We start from the raw sequence: 15525 nt of genomic DNA on the forward strand, positions 1-15525 counted from the left end.
GTGGGTGGCGGTCAGACCCGACAGGCGGTCTCCAGCCAGATGTCGCCGAGCGACTCCTCCAGCGGCACCTGTGTCCGCCAGCCGAGACGGTCCCGCGCCGTCCGGACGTCGGCCTGCCGCCACTGCGCGGGCTCGCCGGCCGGGCGGTGCGGCGGGTAGTGCGGCAGGTGCTCCTGCCCCGCCCCCGGCTGCACCGGCAGCGCCGCCACCCGGGCGTCCTCGCTGATCGAGCCCTCGAACCCGGCGGCCCGCACCAGCAGCTGCGCCGCGTCCCTGGCCCGGACGGCGTGGCCGCTGCCGATGTTGATCACCCCGGTGGCGGCCGAGACCGCGGCCGACTGGATCGCCCGGGCGACGTCCCTGACATCGACGAAATCCCGGTATCCGGACAGGTCGGGCATCCGGACCTGGTGCTCCTCCTGCTCCAGCGCCCGGCGCAGCCCCTCCGCCAACCGCCCGAACAGCGAGGCCGCGGGCGATCCTGGCCCGACCACGTCGAAGACCCGGAGCACCGCCGCGTCCAGCCCGGAGGCCAGCACCAGCTCCGTCCCCGCCAGCTTGGAGACCCCGTACGGACCGGCCGGCCGGGGCTCCGCACTCTCCGGCACCGGCACCCCGGCGGGCATCGGCCCGTACTCGGCGGCCGAGCCGACGTGCACCAGCCTGGCCGGCTCCCGGCTGCGCCGGATCGCCTCGCAGACGGTGGCCACCGCGAGCGTGTTGGACCGGATCAGGGTCCGCGAGCTGCCGTACGTCGCCCCGGCGCAGTTGATCACCGCCTGCGGGGCCACCGCGTCCAGGAACCGGGCCAGCGCGCCGGGACTGCCCGCCGTCAGGTCGAAGCGGATGTCGGCCGAGTCGCGTCGGCCGAGCACGGTGACCTGGAGGTCCGGTTCGACCAGCAGTCGTTCGGCGACCCGCCGGCCGATGAAGCCGTCGGCGCCCAGCAGCAGCACCCTCATCAGGGGGTGTCCTTCCACGAGATTCGTACGGGGGTTTGGGAACTGCGGTGCGCGCCCGGGCGGCCCAGCACCAGCCAGGCGTACGGCAGCAGCAGCACTGCGGCCGAGCCGCAGGCGAGCAGTTGGGCGGTCTCCGGCCGGTACCGGACCGTGGTCAGCAGCAGTCCGGCCGTGCCGGCCGCCAGCAGCCCGGCCACCGCCGGGGCCGCCCGGCCGGAGCGCAGCAGGACCGTGGCCGGGAGCAGCAGCAGCCCGAGCGCGGCCTGACCGGCCCACTGCGGGCCGGTCGCCCGGTGCACGGCCTCGTACAGCAGGCCGCCGCCCGGGTCGGGTCCGGGGGTGACCGCGGTGAGCAGCACCAGACCGGCCAGGCCGAGCCCGGCCGTCACCAGCAGCTGCAGGCCGGAGGCCACCGGCAGGGCCGGCCACATCCGGGCCCGGAAGTCGGCCATCGTGCGGGCCGCGCCGAGGTGGCCCCGGCCCACCTGCCGCAGCCAGCCGCAGGACCACTCCACCGCGCCGGCGGCCGTCGCGGCCGCTACGCCGAGCACCGCGCCCGCCGGGCCGCCGACCGTCACCGGCAGCACCACCAGCAGGGCCACCCCGGCGCCGTAGCCGGCCCGCTGCAGGACCGTTCCGCCCAGGTCGGCGGCGGCCGGGTCGGGACGGGCGGCCGCCCAGGCCAGCCAGCCGCCGCAGAGCACGGCCAGCGGCCCCCGGGCCACCGGCGGCAGCACCGCGGCACCGCCGGCCAGCGCCGCCGCGGGCAGACCGTGCCGGACGGCGCTGCGCAGCGCCCGCCAGGACCGCTCCCGCCAGCGCACCGGCGGCACCGGCGCCGGGGCGGGCGGTGGCCGGCGCGGGACCCGGGCGTACAGCTCCTCGGCCAGCGAGAACACGTCGGCGTGCCGGCAGCGGGCCGCCTCGGCGGGGCCCAGACCGGCGTCCTCCAGGGCGGCGGCGATCTCCAGCGCGTCCACGGCCTGCTCGCACGACGTGCGGTGACGCTCCATCAGCTCCCGCACCGGATCCACCTCCCGCCCGGTCATCAGACCGCCTCGGCCACGGGCTCGGCGGTGACGGGCCCGGCCACCCAGTACTCGGCGGGCCGCGCGAACGGCCGCGCCGCCGCCTTGGCCACCGCCGGGAAGGCGGGCCAGCGGGAGACCAGCTCCAGGTAGATCTCCCGGAAGGCCGTCACCACCGGCTCCACCGCGAAACGCTCCTGCGCCCGCAGCCGCCCGGCCAGACCGAGCCTGGCCCGCCGCTCCTCGTCGCCGAGCAGCGCCAGACAGGCGGTGGCCAGCGCGGCGGGATCGCGCGGCGGGACCAGCAGGCCGGTCGGCCCGACCACCTCGCGGGCCACCCCGACCTCGGTGGCCACCACCGCGCGGCCGCTCAGCATCGCGTCCGCCAGCAGGCGCGGGCTGCGCTGGGCGAGCGCCGAGAAGACCACCAGGCTGCCCGCCGCCCAGACCTCGGCCGGGCCGCCCTCGGGCCTGCCCTCGAAGCTGACCACCGCGTCCACACCGAGCCGCTCGGCTATCTCCCGGCAGTGCGCCAGGAAGCCGGGCGCCCCCTCCTCGCCGTACAACCGCAGCCGCGCGGCGGGCAGTTCGGCCCTGATCCGGGCGAAGGCGTGCAGCATCAGGGCCGGGTCGCGCCCCGGCTCCAGCGCGCCGGCCCAGACCAGCACCGGCCCCTCGGGCTCCGGCCCGGCCGCCGCCCTGGCCACCGCCGGGGTGCCCTCGTGCACCACCCTGATCCGGGCCGGGTCGGCCCCGCAGCGCTCCTGCCAGTGCCGGTCGTAGCCGCTGCCCGGGGTGAGCACGGCGGCCTGCCGGTAGGTCTCCTCGGTGAGCAGCCGGAAGAAGCCGATCAGCAGCGCGCGGACCGGCCAGCGGTACGGCGCGGTGCGGTAGCTGCGGTACTGCTCGCGCAGGTGCAGCCCGTGCTCGGTGATCACGAACGGGACGCCGTGCAGCTGCTTGGCGACCAGCGCGGGCAGCGCGGCCGGGCCGCCGCCCACCACGTGGCACAGGTCGGCCGAACCGAGCCCGCCGGGGCCGGTGCCGTACCAGGGCGCGGAGAGCGGCCGGAGGCACTGCTCCAGCAGGTCCGCCGCCACCAGGACGTCCCTGACCTGCGGCTGGCCCGCCGCCGTCTCGGCGCCGGGCGAGCGCCAGACCTGCTCCAGCACCCGCTGGGCCGGTCCGGAGGCCAGGAAGGCCGGCAGCGCGCCGTCCTCCCGGCCGAGCGCCGCCAGCCGGTGCAGCGCGGGGCCGAAGGACTCCCGCTCGCCGGGTATCACCAGCGAGCGGATCAGCGAGCGGTACGCCTGCTGGTAGGACCGCCGCCGGTGCAGCGCGGGCCCGCGCCCCTTCGGCCGCCGCCCCCAGAGCGGCAGCTCGGCGACCGGCACCGGGCCCTCGGCGGGCCCACCGCCGCCACCCAGCAGGTAGAGCCGGAACTCGTGCTCGGGCAGGCCCTCGATCAGCCGCCCGCACCAGCTGTCGGCACGCTGTGCGTACGAGCTGGCACCCTCGGTGAGCAGAGCAATGCGCACGACGACCTCCAGAGCAGAGCGGTTCCCTCGACCGGGTGCGGTTACGCCACGGCCTCAGCCGACGTACCAGTACTCAGAACGGGCTCCCGGCGGGCGACACCGCACCGCTCGACCCTGCGCAGCCGCTGACGCCTGCTGCTCCCCCACACCTGTTCGGTCCGACACCACGAAGGTAGAACGAAACGCTGACGACCCATCGGTCACCGACCCGGCAGCCACCTGAACGAGTGAAACCGCGTGACCTCGGCCGGAGTCCGCCGTTCTCCGGCCGTCCGCTGCCCCGTCGGCTCCGGGCCGTCAGCTCTCGGCCAGCAGCTCCCGCACCGAGCGCGCCACCAGCTCCGGGTGCTCCAGCATCGCCACGTGCCCCGACTCCGGCAGCACCAGCAGCCGGGCGTCCGCGAACTCCGCGCAGGCCCGCCGGGCGGACCGGTACGAGACCAGCTTGTCGCGCAGCCCGTACACCAGCAGCACCGGCGCCTTCACCTGCGCCGCCTGCCGCCAGAGCGACTGCTCACCGCGCTCGGTGTACGCCGAGACGATCCCGCGCGCCGACCCGGCCAGCGCCGACAGCGCGTACGGCAGCCCTGCCCGGCGGCGGTACTCGGCCACCGCCCGGTCCCACTGCGCGGTCGGCACGGCCGCCGGGTCGCCGTAGACCAGCGCGAGCAGCTGCCGGGTGGCCTGCTCGACGTCGCCGCCGGGGCTGCGGGTCCGGCCCAGCAGGGCGGGAACGCCGGGCAGCGCGAGCAGGCCGGTCGGCCAGGCGGTGCGCTGCGGCGGCAGCTCGGGCAGCGCGGGCGAGATCAGCGTGAGGCTGCGCACCAGGTCGGGGCGGAGCGCGGCCAGCCGGACCGCGACCGCGCCGCCGAGCGAGTTGCCGAAGAGGTGCACCGGGCCGCGGTCGGTCGCCTCCAGGTACCCGATCACCGCCCTGACGTGCCCGGACACCGAGAGGTTGCCGTCCTGCGGCGGCGCCGACCACCCGAAGCCGGGCAGGTCCACCGTCTCGGCCGCGAGCTCTCCGCCGAGCTCGGCGATCAGCTCGGTCCAGTTGTCCCCCGAGCCGCCGAGCCCGTGCACGAACAGCGCGGGCGGCAGTCCCTCGGCGGCCGCGGCGGGACCGCGCACCGCCAGTACCGCCCCGGGGACCGGCACGGTCCGCTCCGGCCCCGGCCCGTCGGCCACCACCCGCTGCTCAGTGCTCATGAGGCACGATCGTAGTGAGCGCGAGCGCCCCGGCCCAGCCTCCACGTCGTCTCAGGCTCTGGACAGCGCAGGTGAGCCCCGTATTGTGTGCTTCCGACAAGGGGGTCCGGGCGCATTTCTCGCGCTCGCCCGGCGCGGATCGGGTTACCCAAAAGTAGAATCAGTGACCTTGCCAGCAATACCCGGCACACCCGCCCCAGGGGCGCTGCCGCAGACCGTGAAGTGAGGAGCGCCCGTGACGGCCGTCCAGGAGGCGCAGGAGCGCCCGCGTGGTGCCCGCCTGCCGCGCAGCGCCCGCCGTGAACAACTGCTCGGTGCCGCGCAGGAGGTGTTCGTCGCCCAGGGCTACCACGCCGCGGCCATGGACGACATCGCCGACCGCGCCGGGGTCAGCAAGCCGGTGCTCTACCAACACTTCCCCGGCAAGCTCGAGCTCTACCTCGCGCTGCTCGACAAGCACTGCGACGCCCTGGTGGAGTCCACCCGCGAGGCGCTCACCACCACCACCGACAACAAGCTGCGGGTGGCCGCGACCATGGAGGCGTACTTCAACTACGTGTCCAGCGAGTCCGGCGCCTTCCGGCTGGTCTTCGAGTCCGACCTGACCAACGAGCCCGCCGTGCGCGAGCGGGTCGAGCGGGCCGCCGACGCCAGCGCGACGCTGGTCAGCCAGGTCATCGCGGAGGACACCGACCTGCCGGAGGCGGAGTCCAAGCTGCTCGCCGTGGGCGTCTGCGGCCTGGCCCAGATCACCGCCAGGTACTGGCTCTCGCAGGACCTGGAGATCCCCCGCGACGCGGCCGTCAAGCTGGTCGCCAGCCTGGCCTGGCGCGGCCTCAAGGGCTTCCCGATGCACCCGGGCCAGGAGTCCTCGGACGCTTCCGCCGAATAGGCGATCAGCGGACCTTCATCGTTCTGCGCGGTCGTTGCTCTATGGTGAAGCCGTACGGCGCGACGCCCGCGAACAGCGGTTCGAGCGTATGGATGGCTGCAACCCGGAGGGACGGAAGCCGTGGAGGTCAAGATCGGCGTGCAGAACGCGCCCCGAGAGATCGTTCTCGAGAGCACGCAGACTGCCGATGAGGTCGAGAGCGCGGTCGCCAAGGCGCTGGAGGGCACCTCGAAGCTCTTCACGCTGACCGACGAGCACGGCCGCCGCGTCATCATCCCGGCCGAGCGCCTGGCGTACGTGGAGATCGGCGAGCCGAGCGTGCGCAAGGTGGGCTTCGGCACCATCTGACGCGGTCCCAGCATCACCGAACGGCCGTCCCCGGACAGGGGGCGGCCGTTCGGCGTCGGTGCGCGTACCGACCGGGGCAACGGGGTATGGGCGGAAGGGAACCCCCAGGGAGGCAGCCCGTGGTCCTCGAAACGATCGCCTTCGTGCTCATCGGCCTGGCCGTCGGCTCCGGCGCGCTGGTGCTGCTGCCCGCGTACTTCCCGGCCGCCAGATCACTGACCCTGGCGACCGCGGTGGTCGCCGCCCTGATCGGCGGCGGCATCTCCGGCTACGCGCTGGACGACCACCTGCCCGCGCTGGCGCTGCTCTTCTCGGCGATCACCTCGGCCCTGCTGGTCTCGGTGCTGGCCCGCCCCGACCTGCTGACCGGGACGGGGCGGCACCGGCACGCCTGACCGCTTAAGAGGCCAGCCCGAGGGCGGCCATCCGACGGGTGTGCGCCTCGGTGATCCGGTTGAACATCTTGCCGACCTCGACCAGGTCGAAGCCCTGCAGGTCCGCGCCGCCGACCAGCAGGTTGGAGAGCGCGTCCCGCTCGGCCACCACCCGCTGGGACTGGCTGAGCGCCTCGCCCATCAGCCGCCGGCCCCAGAGCGCCAGCCGGCCGCCGACCCGGGGGTCGGCCTCGATCGCCTGCCGGATCCGGTCCACCGCGAACTGGGCGTGCCCGGTGTCGGAGGAGACGCTGAGCACCAGGTCCCGGGTGTCGTCGTCCAGCCGGACGGCCACCTCGCGGTAGAAGTCGGTCGCGATCGCGTCGCCGACGTACGCCTTGACCAGGCCCTCCAGCCAGTCCGAGGGCGCCGTCATCCGGTGGAACGCCTCCAGCGGCTCGACGAACGGGGTCATCACCGCAGTCGGGTCGGCGCCGACCTCGACCAGCCGGTCGTGCAGCTGCTGGTAGTGCTGGTACTCGTTGGAGGCCATCTTGGCCAGCGCCGCCTTGTCGACCAGCCCGGGCGCGAACTTGGCGTCCTCGGCGAGCCGCTCGAAGGCGCTCAGCTCGCCGTACGCCAGGGCACCGAGCAGGTCCAGCACGGCGGCCCGGTAGTCCGGATCGGCCGAGCGGACGTCCCAGCCGCCGATCGAGGCGGGCGGGTCGGAAGCGACGGAAGTGACGGATGCGTCCAGCGGGGTGCCGTCGTCGGCTGCCTGAGTCTCCATTTTCGCCACCCTATCGCCCGTGCACCGGGCCGCCCGGCGCCGAGTAGGGCACGTCACGTGTTCGAGTCGTCGCCTGACTGTATGGTGGTAGGGAAGCTCGATGTATCCCGGCGGCACATGCAAGTGCCGCGTACGGACACCGGGCGTTCACGTACGCGGATGCCCGGTCGGAGACCCGATCGGCTCCGACCATGGCCCGGACCTCGGGCCCTGGCACCGCATCAGTGGCCGAGCGAGGGCCGCCGCGGACCACGCCGCTCCGGCGCAGGTCCCGCGCCTGGCCCCTCACGGGAATCCTCCCTTACGCCGCCGACCGACGCGCCCCTCAGCGGGCCGTTCGGGTCGGCAGGCCGCAGGGGCCGGCGCGGTTGTGCGACCTCGTATCCGACGAGTCGGGCTGCTCTGCGGCCCGTTGCCGCTCACGAGGCTGCCCGCCCGCCCTCTCGCTCTCGGCCCCACCACATGGAAGAGGCAGCACCCTGTCCACCACCGCTGAACCCACCAAGACCACTTTCCGGGAGCTCGGGATCCTCTCGGAGACCGCCGAAGCCCTCGAGGCCGTCGGCATCGTCCACCCCTTCCCGATCCAGGAGATGACCCTCCCGGTGGCCCTGACCGGCCACGACGTGATCGGCCAGGCCAAGACCGGCACCGGCAAGACCCTCGGCTTCGGCCTCCCGCTGATCGAGCGGGTCGTGGTCCGCGCCGACGTGGACGCCGGCCGGGCCACCGAGGACCAGCTCTCCGACGGCCCGCAGGCGCTCATCGTGGTGCCCACCCGCGAGCTCTGCACCCAGGTCACCAACGACCTGCAGACCGCGGGCAAGGTCCGCGACGTGCGCGTGCTCGCGATCTACGGCGGCCGGGCGTACGAGCCGCAGGTCGAGGCGCTCAAGAAGGGCGTCGACATCATCGTCGGCACCCCGGGCCGCCTGCTCGACCTGGCCGGACAGCGCAAGCTGGACCTCTCCAAGGTCAAGGCGCTGGTGCTCGACGAGGCCGACGAGATGCTCGACCTGGGCTTCCTGCCGGACGTCGAGAAGATCATCACGATGCTGCCCGCCAAGCGGCAGACCCTGCTGTTCTCGGCCACCATGCCGGGCCAGGTCATCTCGCTGGCGCGCCGCTACATGAGCCAGCCGACCCACATCCGGGCCGCCGCGCCGGACGACACCGGTCACACCGTGGCCAACACCACCCAGCACATCTTCCGCGCGCACTCGCTCGACAAGGTCGAGATGGTCGCCCGGATCCTGCAGGCCGAGGGCCGCGGCCTGGCGATGATCTTCTGCCGGACCAAGCGCACCGCCGCCGACGTGGCCGACCAGCTGACCCAGCGCGGCTTCGCGGCCGGCGCGGTGCACGGCGACCTCGGCCAGGGCGCCCGCGAGCAGGCCCTCCGGGCCTTCCGGGCCGGCAAGGTCGACGTGCTGGTCTGCACCGACGTCGCGGCCCGCGGCATCGACGTCGAGGGCGTCACGCACGTCATCAACTACCAGTGCACCGAGGACGAGAAGACCTACCTGCACCGGATCGGCCGCACCGGCCGGGCCGGCGCCTTCGGCACCGCCGTCACCCTGGTCGACTGGGACGACATCCCGCGCTGGCAGCTGATCAACAAGGCCCTGGACCTCAAGTTCCCGGACCCGGAGGAGACCTACTCCACCTCGCCGCACCTGTACGAGCTGCTCAAGATCGCGCCCGGCACCACCGGTGTCCTGCCGCGCTCCGAGCGGACCCGGGCCGGTCTGAAGGCCGAGGAGATCGAGGACCTCGGCGAGACCGGCGGGCGCGGTTCGCGCAGCGCCGCGGGTGGTGGCCGAGGCCGCCGCACCGGTCCGGCCGAGGCCGCTGTCGAGGCACCGGCCGCCGAGCGTCCGGCCCGCGCACCGCGTGAGCGGCGTCGCACCCGGGGCGGCGCCACCGCCGACGGTGCGGCCGTCGTCGCCGAGGCCGAGGGGATCACCGCCGAGGCCGCCGAGGCCGCGCCGGTCGAGGCCGCCACCGAGGGTGACGCTCCGCGTCGGCGCCGTCGGCGCCCGCGCTCGGCTGCCGCCGGCACCGAGACGGCTCCGGCCCCGGCCCCGGCGGCTGAGGCCACCGAGGGTGCGGCCCCGCGCAAGCGGACCCGGACGCGCCGCACCAGCGACGAGAGCTGAGCCACTTACGGTCCAGGGGCTCGGGGAACGGCGACGAGATCTGGCGTGCGGGTCACAGGCGAAAGTGCCTGACCATGCACGCGGGAGTGACCTTTTCCGAGGTCGGCGTCGCAGTTCCCCGAGCCCCTGATGGCTGAGCCCGGAGCGCAAGTTCCCCGGGCCTCTGGTGTGTGCCCACTAGGCTCGCGGTGTGAGTACTCCGCCGTTTCTGAAGCTGCCCGTCTGTGCCAGTGCTGTTCGGCTGGCGACCTCGCGAGGGAGTTTTGCGTCGTTCGTCGCCGAGCCGGCCGGGCCGGTGCGGGGGACGGCGTTGTTGGTGCCCGGGTTCACCGGGAGCAAGGAGGACTTCATCGCCCTCCTGGAGCCGCTGGCCGACCGGGGCTACCGCACGGTGGCGGTCGACCAGCGCGGCCAGTACGAGACCGGCGGTGCGGACGATCCCGCCGGGTACGCGATCGAGGAGCTCGCGCTCGACCTGCTGGCGCTGAGTGCGGCGCTGGGCACCGGTACGCCGCTGCACCTGCTGGGGCACTCCTTCGGCGGGCAGGTCAGCCGTCAGGCGGTGCTGACGGCGGATCGGCGCGGCGGTGCGCTGCCGTGGCGTTCCCTCACGTTGCTCTCCACCGGACCGGGCGCGATCGACCCGAACGAGGCGGCCAGGACCAAGCTGCTGATCGACGCGCTGGGCGGGATGAGCCTGGAGGAGATCTGGCAGCTGCTGCAGCAGCTGGACCAGGGCAAGCCGAAGCCGAGCCCGGAGATCGGCGAGTTCCTGCACCGCCGCTGGGTGGCGAACCGTCCGGAGGCGCTGATCACGATGGGCGGGCACCTGGTCTCGGCGCCCGATCTGGTGGCCGAGCTGGCCGCCGTCGAGCTGCCCAAGCAGGTGGTCTCCGGCGAGCAGGACTACGCCTGGCCGGTGCCGGAGCAGATCGCGATGGCCGACCGGCTGGGTGTCCGGCACACCACGGTGCCCGGGGCCCTGCACTCGCCCAACGCGGAGCAGCCCGGAGCGACCGCCGTCGTGCTCGCCGACTTCTGGGACTTGACGGAATAGTCGCTGGTCAGCGCCCTGGCCCGGGTTTCGACCGGCAGAGATTCGTTAGTTCGGGTAATATTTGAATCTGTCCGGGAATCATCGCGCTCCGCGCCCTGTTGATGAAGACGGCGCCCCAGTGCGCCGAAACCGGGACTTTACGGGCGGGCAACCGCCCCGAAGCAGCAGTACGGCACCGTGGTTGACGAGGCTCAATCAGCTTCCGCCCGGTGCCGGTCACGAGCAGTAGGACAGCAGCACCCCGGACGACGAAGACCGAGCTGTCAGTTGAAGCCTCAGTCATGCAGTGAGGCAGGGAAGGGAGAGACCCATGCGTTTCGAGATCCTCCGCCTGGACGATGTCCAGGGCACCGCCACCGACACCCTGATCGCCGACGCGGACACCGTCCGCGAGTTCGTGGAGCGGGCCGCCCGCACCGGCGAGCGCCTGTACATCCGCCCGTTCAAGACGGTGTGACGGGGGCGGGGCCGGCTTCGGCCGGGCCCGAGGTCCCGACACCCGACTGACGCCCCGTCACCAGCGAGACCGGTGACGGGGCGTCAGTGTGTCCGCCGCGCAACCGGCTCCGAGCTGCCGTACGTTTGCCGCCGCCCGTCACGGGACATCCCCCAACGGGGCTGCCACCGGCCCGGGCGGAGCGCACTCCATCCGGGTGATCGTCCTTGACGCGGCGCTCCGGAGGGAGGAGCGTTGTCCGTTATGAGGGGCGAGCCAAGCTGCCCGAGGTGCGCCGGTCGGGTCCGCGCGCCCGGTCTTTTCTCCGACACGTGGCAGTGCGACCAGCACGGCGCCGTGCACCCGATGCAGCCGGTGCTGCCACCGAGCGTGGAGGCACTGGGTGTCGCCGTGGCGCGGTCCCAGGTGCCGGTCTGGCTGCCGTGGCCGCTGCCGGTCGGCTGGCTGTTCACCGGCATCGCGCACGCGGGGGACGACGTCTCCGGCGCCCGCGCCACCGCCGTGGCCTGCTCGGGCCCCGCGCCGCTGGGCGGCTTCGGTGAGCTGGTGCTGGTCGCCGAGGAGCTCGGCGTCGGCCTCGGCGCCCGGTACGCGGGCCTGCCCGGCCCTGACCCGGGCCCCAGCGTCTCGCTCTACAAGCCGGCCGACGCCAAGGTGACGGCCGCCGGGCGGCCGACCCCGATGTTCCACGTCCCGGAGGCGCCGGACGACCGGGCGGTCTACGTCGGCGAGGCCCGCGGGCTCTGGCTCTGGGCGATCGCCTGGCCCGAGCAGTCGGCGCTGATGATGTACGACGAGCTGGTGCTCACCGATCTGCGGGACGCGGGGGCCGAGCTCGGGCTGCTGCCCTGCGGAGCGCTGTCCCCGAGACTGCTCGGCTGACCCTTCGGCGTACATTTGGGGCTCCATCGATCCTGAGGAGCCGTCACCCGTGCGCATCGACCTGCACGCTCACAGCAACGCCTCGGACGGCACCGACACCCCCGCCGAGCTGGTCGCCAACGCCGTGGCGGCCGGCCTCGACGTGGTCGCGCTGACCGACCACGACACGGTGGCGGGCCATGCCGAGGCGGCCGAGGCGGTCCGTGGCACCGGGCTGACCCTGGTGCCGGGGGCGGAGCTGTCCTGCCGGGTCGGCGGGATCAGCCTGCACCTGCTGGCGTACCTCTTCGACCCGGCCGAGCCCGCGTTCGCCGCCGAGCGGGAGCTGGTCCGCACCGACCGGTTCCGCCGGGGGCGGGCGGTGGTGGAGCGCTGCCGGGAGCTGGGGGCGCCGATCAGCTGGGAGCAGGTGGAGCGGATCGCCGGGTCCGGTTCGGTGGGCCGTCCGCACATCGCCAGCGCGCTGGTCGAGGCGGGCGTGGTGGCGACCGTCTCGGACGCGTTCACCCACGACTGGCTGGCCAACGGCGGCCGGGCCGACGTACCGAAGCACGAGACCGACCCGGCGACGGCCGTCCGGCTGGTCCGGGCGGCGGGCGGGGTGCCGGTGTTCGCCCACCCGGGCGCGGTGAAGCGCGGCCGGACGGTCTCCGACCAGGTGATCGCCGACCTGGCGGCGGCCGGTCTGGGCGGCCTGGAGGTGGACCACCTGGACCACGACGAGGAGACCCGGGCCCGGCTGCGCGGGCTGGCCGCCGAGTTGGGACTGCTGGCCACCGGGTCGAGCGACTACCACGGCCACCGGAAGACCGTCCGGCTCGGCGAGTACACCACCGACCCGGCGGTGTACGAGGCGCTGGTGGCGCAGGCGACCGGGGCGAAGCCAATCGTCGGGTGAGCCGGAGGGGCTGAGAGCGCGGCGCGTGCCAGAATCAGACGATTCGTCACATAGGCCGCGTTTCACCCTGAGAGCAGCGCCCGCCGATGACCTTCTTCGACGTCACGACCTTCGGGTCGCTCTTCGTCACCCTCTTCGTGATCATGGATCCGCCGGGCACCATCCCGATCTTCCTGGCGCTCACCTCCGGCCGGGCGGCCAAGGTGCAGCGAAAGATGGCCTGGCAGGCCGCCGCCGTGGCGCTCGGGGTGATCACCTGTTTCGGCCTGTTCGGCCGTCAGATCCTGGACTACCTGCACGTCTCGATCCCGGCGCTGCAGGTCTCCGGCGGCATCCTGCTGCTGCTGATCGCCCTCGACCTGCTGACCGGCAAGATCGAGGAGCCGACCCAGACCAAGGACGTGAACGTCGCCCTGGTGCCGCTCGGCACCCCGCTGCTGGCCGGGCCCGGCGCGATCGTGGCGGTGATCCTGGCCGTCCAGGGCGCGCACGGGGCAGCCCAGGACCTGGCGGTGTGGACCGCGATCCTGGCCATGCACGTGGTGATGTGGCTGACCATGCGGTTCTCGCTGGTGATCATCCGGCTGATCAAGGAGGGCGGCGTGGTGCTGATCACCCGGCTCTCCGGGCTGCTGCTCTCGGCGATCGCGGTCCAGCTGGTGGCCAGCGGCGTCTACGGCTTCATCAAGGACTACCAGCCCTGAGCTGGCCTGACTCGCCGTCAGACCAGGTCAGTCCAGCGGTACGCCCCGGCGCAGCGGGTCGCGCAGGTCGGTGCCGTACCGCAGCCAGCGTTCCTCCAGCACGGCCGCGCCGTGCACCCGCTTGTAGCCGGCCTCGTTCGGCGTCATCGGCAGCAGCGGCAGGAAGCGCACCGGCTCGGCGGGCTCGGCCAGCTCCAGGTCGGGCACCAGCCCGCCGGGTTCGGCGGCCAGCACCGAGGTGAACGGGGCGCCCGCCCAGAGCGGCGCACCGAGGTCGAGCGAGCCACCGGGGGCCAGCACCAGACCCTCGACCTGCGGGGTGGCGGCGAAGGTGGCCAGCGTGCGGAGCACGTCGTCGTGCCCCCCACGGACCGTCAGCACCAGCTCGGCCCGGGGGCCGCGGACCGGATCGGCGACCACCGAGGTCGGGTCGGCCATCGGCGCGGCCGACATCCCGAGCGTGACGTACCTCACCAGTCCGTCGGCGTCCGGGCCGAAGCGCAGCACCTCGATCCGGTCCGCGCCGAGGAAGGTGACGGCGGCCCGGCCGCTCGGTTCACCGAAAGTTGCCAGCAGACGGGCCTCGACCGCGGCCAGCACGGACGCGCGGGAGAGCTCGGCGGGGTCGTGGAAGTCGTGCGCCATGGCCAGACCATAACGCCCCGAAGGCGTCCGGCCGGTGCAGACCCCCAGCGCTGGCGCCCTGTCAACTGTTAGGGTATGTAGCTGGCCACTGGGGAATCTCCGCCCACAGGGCCACGACGTGAAGGAGGTGGTTCGCGGTGGATACCAGCCGACCATGCAGTACCGGCAGCTCTGCCCGGCCGCGTCGCCTTCACCCCGCCCTCGTCTGAGCGGCGGCCCCACTCCTCGACGGAGTTCCTGAGGCAGCGTCACGTCCGGCCGGGAGAGCACATTCCCCGAAGTCGTACGGTCCAAACCGCGCCCCAGCAAGGCACCTGGACTTCCACGGCTCCGGAACACCGGCCACGGCCGGCCATGAACGTGCCGCCCCGCCGTCGCATCCCACGGTCCGTCACCCGCGTGCCGCCCTGCGACGCCTCCTGCCCGAGGAGTCCGTCATGTCGATGATCAACAACCTGCGTGCCGCCGTCCGTCCACGTCCGCGCCGGGCGGGGCTGAACAGCTTCGACCCGGCCGACGAGAGCCAGACCCCGTCCGCCGTGGTGGACTGCGCGGTCTACCAGGACGGCAAGCGCCACGGTGAGCGCTGCAGCCCCAGGGAGGCCGCCCGCCGGGTCCGCGCGGCCCGGGAGACGGATGCAGGATCGTTCAGCTGGATCGGCCTGCACGAGCCCACCGAGGCCGAGTTCGAGGGCATCGCCCAGCGCTTCGGGCTGCACCCGCTGGCGGTCGAGGACGCGGTGCACGCGCACCAGCGCCCCAAGGTCGAGCGCTACGACGACGTGCTGTTCGCGGTCTTCAAGACCATCCGCTACGTGGAGCACGACCAGCTCACCCCGACCAGCGAGGTGGTCGAGACCGGCGAGCTGATGGTCTTCGTCGGCCCCGACTTCGTGATCACCGTCCGGCACGGCGGCCACAGCTCGCTGCACGAGCTGCGCCGCCGACTGGAGAGCGCCGGCGAGAACGGCGACGTCCCCGGCCTGCTGGCCAAGGGCCCGTCCGCCGTCCTGCACGCCATCGCCGACCAGGTGGTGGACAACTACCTGCTGGTCGCCGACCGGCTGCAGACCGACGTGGACGACATCGAGTTCGACGTCTTCGCCAACAAGGGCGGCCGGGGCGCGGACGTCGGCCGGGTGTACCAGCTCAAGCGCGAGGTGCTGGAGTTCAAGCGCGCGGTCTCGCCGCTGCTCCGCCCGATGCAGCAGCTCTCCGAGCCCGGCCAGCGGCTGGTCGACCCGGACATCCGCAAGTACTTCCGCGACGTCGCCGACCACCTGACCCGGGTGGTCGAGCAGGTGCACGGCTTCGACGAACTGCTCAACTCGCTGCTCCAGGCCAACCTGGCGCAGGTCTCGGTCGCGCAGAACGAGGACATGCGCAAGATCACCTCGTGGGCGGCCATCTTCGCCGTCTCCACCATGGTCACCGGCGTGTACGGGATGAACTTCGACTACATGCCGGAGCTGCACTCCCGGTACGGCTACCCGATCGTGATGGCCGGCATCGCCGTCCTCTGTATCGGCATGTACCGGGGCTTCCGCCGCAACGGCTGGCTCTAGACGAGTAGATCCGATGT

At 73.5% G+C, this 15525-nt stretch carries 15 protein-coding genes and 1 pseudogene; 10 read left to right on the forward strand and 6 right to left on the reverse strand.

From position 1 onward, the window contains the following. Positions 1 to 11: 11 nt before the first annotated feature. From F4556_RS13110 to F4556_RS13125, 4 genes are all read right to left on the reverse strand, one after another. Positions 12 to 962: an NAD-dependent epimerase/dehydratase family protein gene (locus F4556_RS13110; RefSeq protein ID WP_184914565.1), complete on the reverse strand. Its 951-nt coding sequence runs from the start codon at positions 960 to 962 to the stop codon at positions 12 to 14. Next, positions 962 to 2011: a hypothetical protein gene (locus F4556_RS13115; RefSeq protein WP_184914567.1), complete on the reverse strand. Its 1050-nt coding sequence runs from the start codon at positions 2009 to 2011 to the stop codon at positions 962 to 964. The genes F4556_RS13110 and F4556_RS13115 overlap by 1 nt, the downstream gene beginning before the upstream one ends. Next, entirely contained in the window at positions 2011 to 3528 is a 1518-nt protein-coding gene (locus F4556_RS13120; protein WP_184914570.1) for a DUF3492 domain-containing protein, read from the reverse strand. Before F4556_RS13120 ends, F4556_RS13115 begins: the two co-directional genes overlap by 1 nt. 297 nt (positions 3529 to 3825) lie before the next feature. Further along, on the reverse strand, positions 3826 to 4737 hold the full coding sequence (locus F4556_RS13125; RefSeq protein WP_184914573.1) for an alpha/beta fold hydrolase: 912 nt from the start codon (positions 4735 to 4737) through the stop codon (positions 3826 to 3828). Between the two features lie 235 nt (positions 4738 to 4972). On the opposite strand from F4556_RS13125, the gene F4556_RS13130 reads away from it, so the two are divergent. From F4556_RS13130 to F4556_RS13140, 3 genes are all read left to right on the forward strand, one after another. Then, on the forward strand, positions 4973 to 5629 hold the full coding sequence (locus F4556_RS13130; protein WP_184914576.1) for a TetR/AcrR family transcriptional regulator: 657 nt from the start codon (positions 4973 to 4975) through the stop codon (positions 5627 to 5629). Positions 5630 to 5749: 120 nt separating this feature from the next. Next, entirely contained in the window at positions 5750 to 5977 is a 228-nt protein-coding gene (locus tag F4556_RS13135; RefSeq protein ID WP_184914579.1) for a DUF3107 domain-containing protein, read from the forward strand. 119 nt (positions 5978 to 6096) lie between these two features. After that, on the forward strand, positions 6097 to 6372 hold the full coding sequence (locus F4556_RS13140; protein WP_184914582.1) for a hypothetical protein: 276 nt from the start codon (positions 6097 to 6099) through the stop codon (positions 6370 to 6372). Positions 6373 to 6376: 4 nt separating this feature from the next. Here F4556_RS13140 and F4556_RS13145 read toward each other — a convergent pair whose 3' ends face one another. Then, positions 6377 to 7141, reverse strand: a complete 765-nt coding sequence (locus tag F4556_RS13145) for a ferritin-like fold-containing protein (protein WP_184914585.1) — start codon at positions 7139 to 7141, stop codon at positions 6377 to 6379. 479 nt (positions 7142 to 7620) lie between these two features. Between F4556_RS13145 and F4556_RS13150 the strand changes: the two are divergent. The 6 genes and pseudogenes from F4556_RS13150 to F4556_RS13175 form a co-directional block, all read left to right on the forward strand. Beyond that, positions 7621 to 9285: pseudogene (locus F4556_RS13150) on the forward strand (DEAD/DEAH box helicase); the annotation flags it as partial. 205 nt (positions 9286 to 9490) lie between these two features. Beyond that, entirely contained in the window at positions 9491 to 10357 is an 867-nt protein-coding gene (locus F4556_RS13155) for an alpha/beta fold hydrolase (RefSeq protein WP_184914591.1), read from the forward strand. A gap of 310 nt (positions 10358 to 10667) precedes the next feature. Beyond that, complete coding sequence (locus F4556_RS13160) at positions 10668 to 10814, forward strand: DUF8834 family protein (RefSeq protein WP_184914594.1); 147 nt, start codon at positions 10668 to 10670, stop codon at positions 10812 to 10814. A 243-nt stretch (positions 10815 to 11057) separates the two neighbouring features. Next, positions 11058 to 11696, forward strand: a complete 639-nt coding sequence (locus F4556_RS13165; RefSeq protein ID WP_184914596.1) for a DUF6758 family protein — start codon at positions 11058 to 11060, stop codon at positions 11694 to 11696. A 49-nt stretch (positions 11697 to 11745) separates the two neighbouring features. Next, positions 11746 to 12594, forward strand: coding sequence for a PHP domain-containing protein (locus F4556_RS13170; protein ID WP_184914598.1), 849 nt, complete (start codon positions 11746 to 11748; stop codon positions 12592 to 12594). Positions 12595 to 12680: 86 nt separating this feature from the next. Next, positions 12681 to 13298: a MarC family protein gene (locus F4556_RS13175; protein ID WP_184914601.1), complete on the forward strand. Its 618-nt coding sequence runs from the start codon at positions 12681 to 12683 to the stop codon at positions 13296 to 13298. Between the two features lie 27 nt (positions 13299 to 13325). On the opposite strand, the gene F4556_RS13180 is transcribed toward F4556_RS13175, so the two are convergent. Further along, positions 13326 to 13943 (reverse strand): suppressor of fused domain protein, encoded by a 618-nt coding sequence (locus F4556_RS13180; RefSeq protein WP_184914603.1) that lies wholly within the window; start codon positions 13941 to 13943, stop codon positions 13326 to 13328. Positions 13944 to 14380: 437 nt separating this feature from the next. Here F4556_RS13180 and F4556_RS13185 point away from each other — a divergent pair, with 437 nt between their 5' ends. Continuing rightward, a complete protein-coding gene (locus F4556_RS13185; RefSeq protein WP_184914606.1) occupies positions 14381 to 15508 on the forward strand; it encodes a magnesium and cobalt transport protein CorA in 1128 nt (375 codons plus the stop codon). Positions 15509 to 15525: the final 17 nt, after the last annotated feature.

The organism is Kitasatospora gansuensis (assembly GCF_014203705.1).
Classification (GTDB): Bacteria; Actinomycetota; Actinomycetes; order Streptomycetales; family Streptomycetaceae; genus Kitasatospora; species Kitasatospora gansuensis.

Excerpts from the sequence above, each read along its gene's own strand:
- F4556_RS13115 (WP_184914567.1), bottom strand. The coding sequence starts at position 2,011 with ATGACCGGGCGGGAGGTGGATCCGGTGCGGGAGCTGATGGAGCGTCAC.
- F4556_RS13125 (WP_184914573.1), bottom strand. The coding sequence starts at position 4,737 with ATGAGCACTGAGCAGCGGGTGGTGGCCGACGGGCCGGGGCCGGAGCGG.
- F4556_RS13185 (WP_184914606.1), top strand. The coding sequence starts at position 14,381 with ATGTCGATGATCAACAACCTGCGTGCCGCCGTCCGTCCACGTCCGCGC.
- F4556_RS13160 (WP_184914594.1), top strand. The coding sequence starts at position 10,668 with ATGCGTTTCGAGATCCTCCGCCTGGACGATGTCCAGGGCACCGCCACC.
- F4556_RS13110 (WP_184914565.1), bottom strand. The coding sequence starts at position 962 with ATGAGGGTGCTGCTGCTGGGCGCCGACGGCTTCATCGGCCGGCGGGTC.
- F4556_RS13175 (WP_184914601.1), top strand. The coding sequence starts at position 12,681 with ATGACCTTCTTCGACGTCACGACCTTCGGGTCGCTCTTCGTCACCCTC.
- F4556_RS13180 (WP_184914603.1), bottom strand. The coding sequence starts at position 13,943 with ATGGCGCACGACTTCCACGACCCCGCCGAGCTCTCCCGCGCGTCCGTG.
- F4556_RS13165 (WP_184914596.1), top strand. The coding sequence starts at position 11,058 with ATGAGGGGCGAGCCAAGCTGCCCGAGGTGCGCCGGTCGGGTCCGCGCG.
- F4556_RS13145 (WP_184914585.1), bottom strand. The coding sequence starts at position 7,141 with ATGGAGACTCAGGCAGCCGACGACGGCACCCCGCTGGACGCATCCGTC.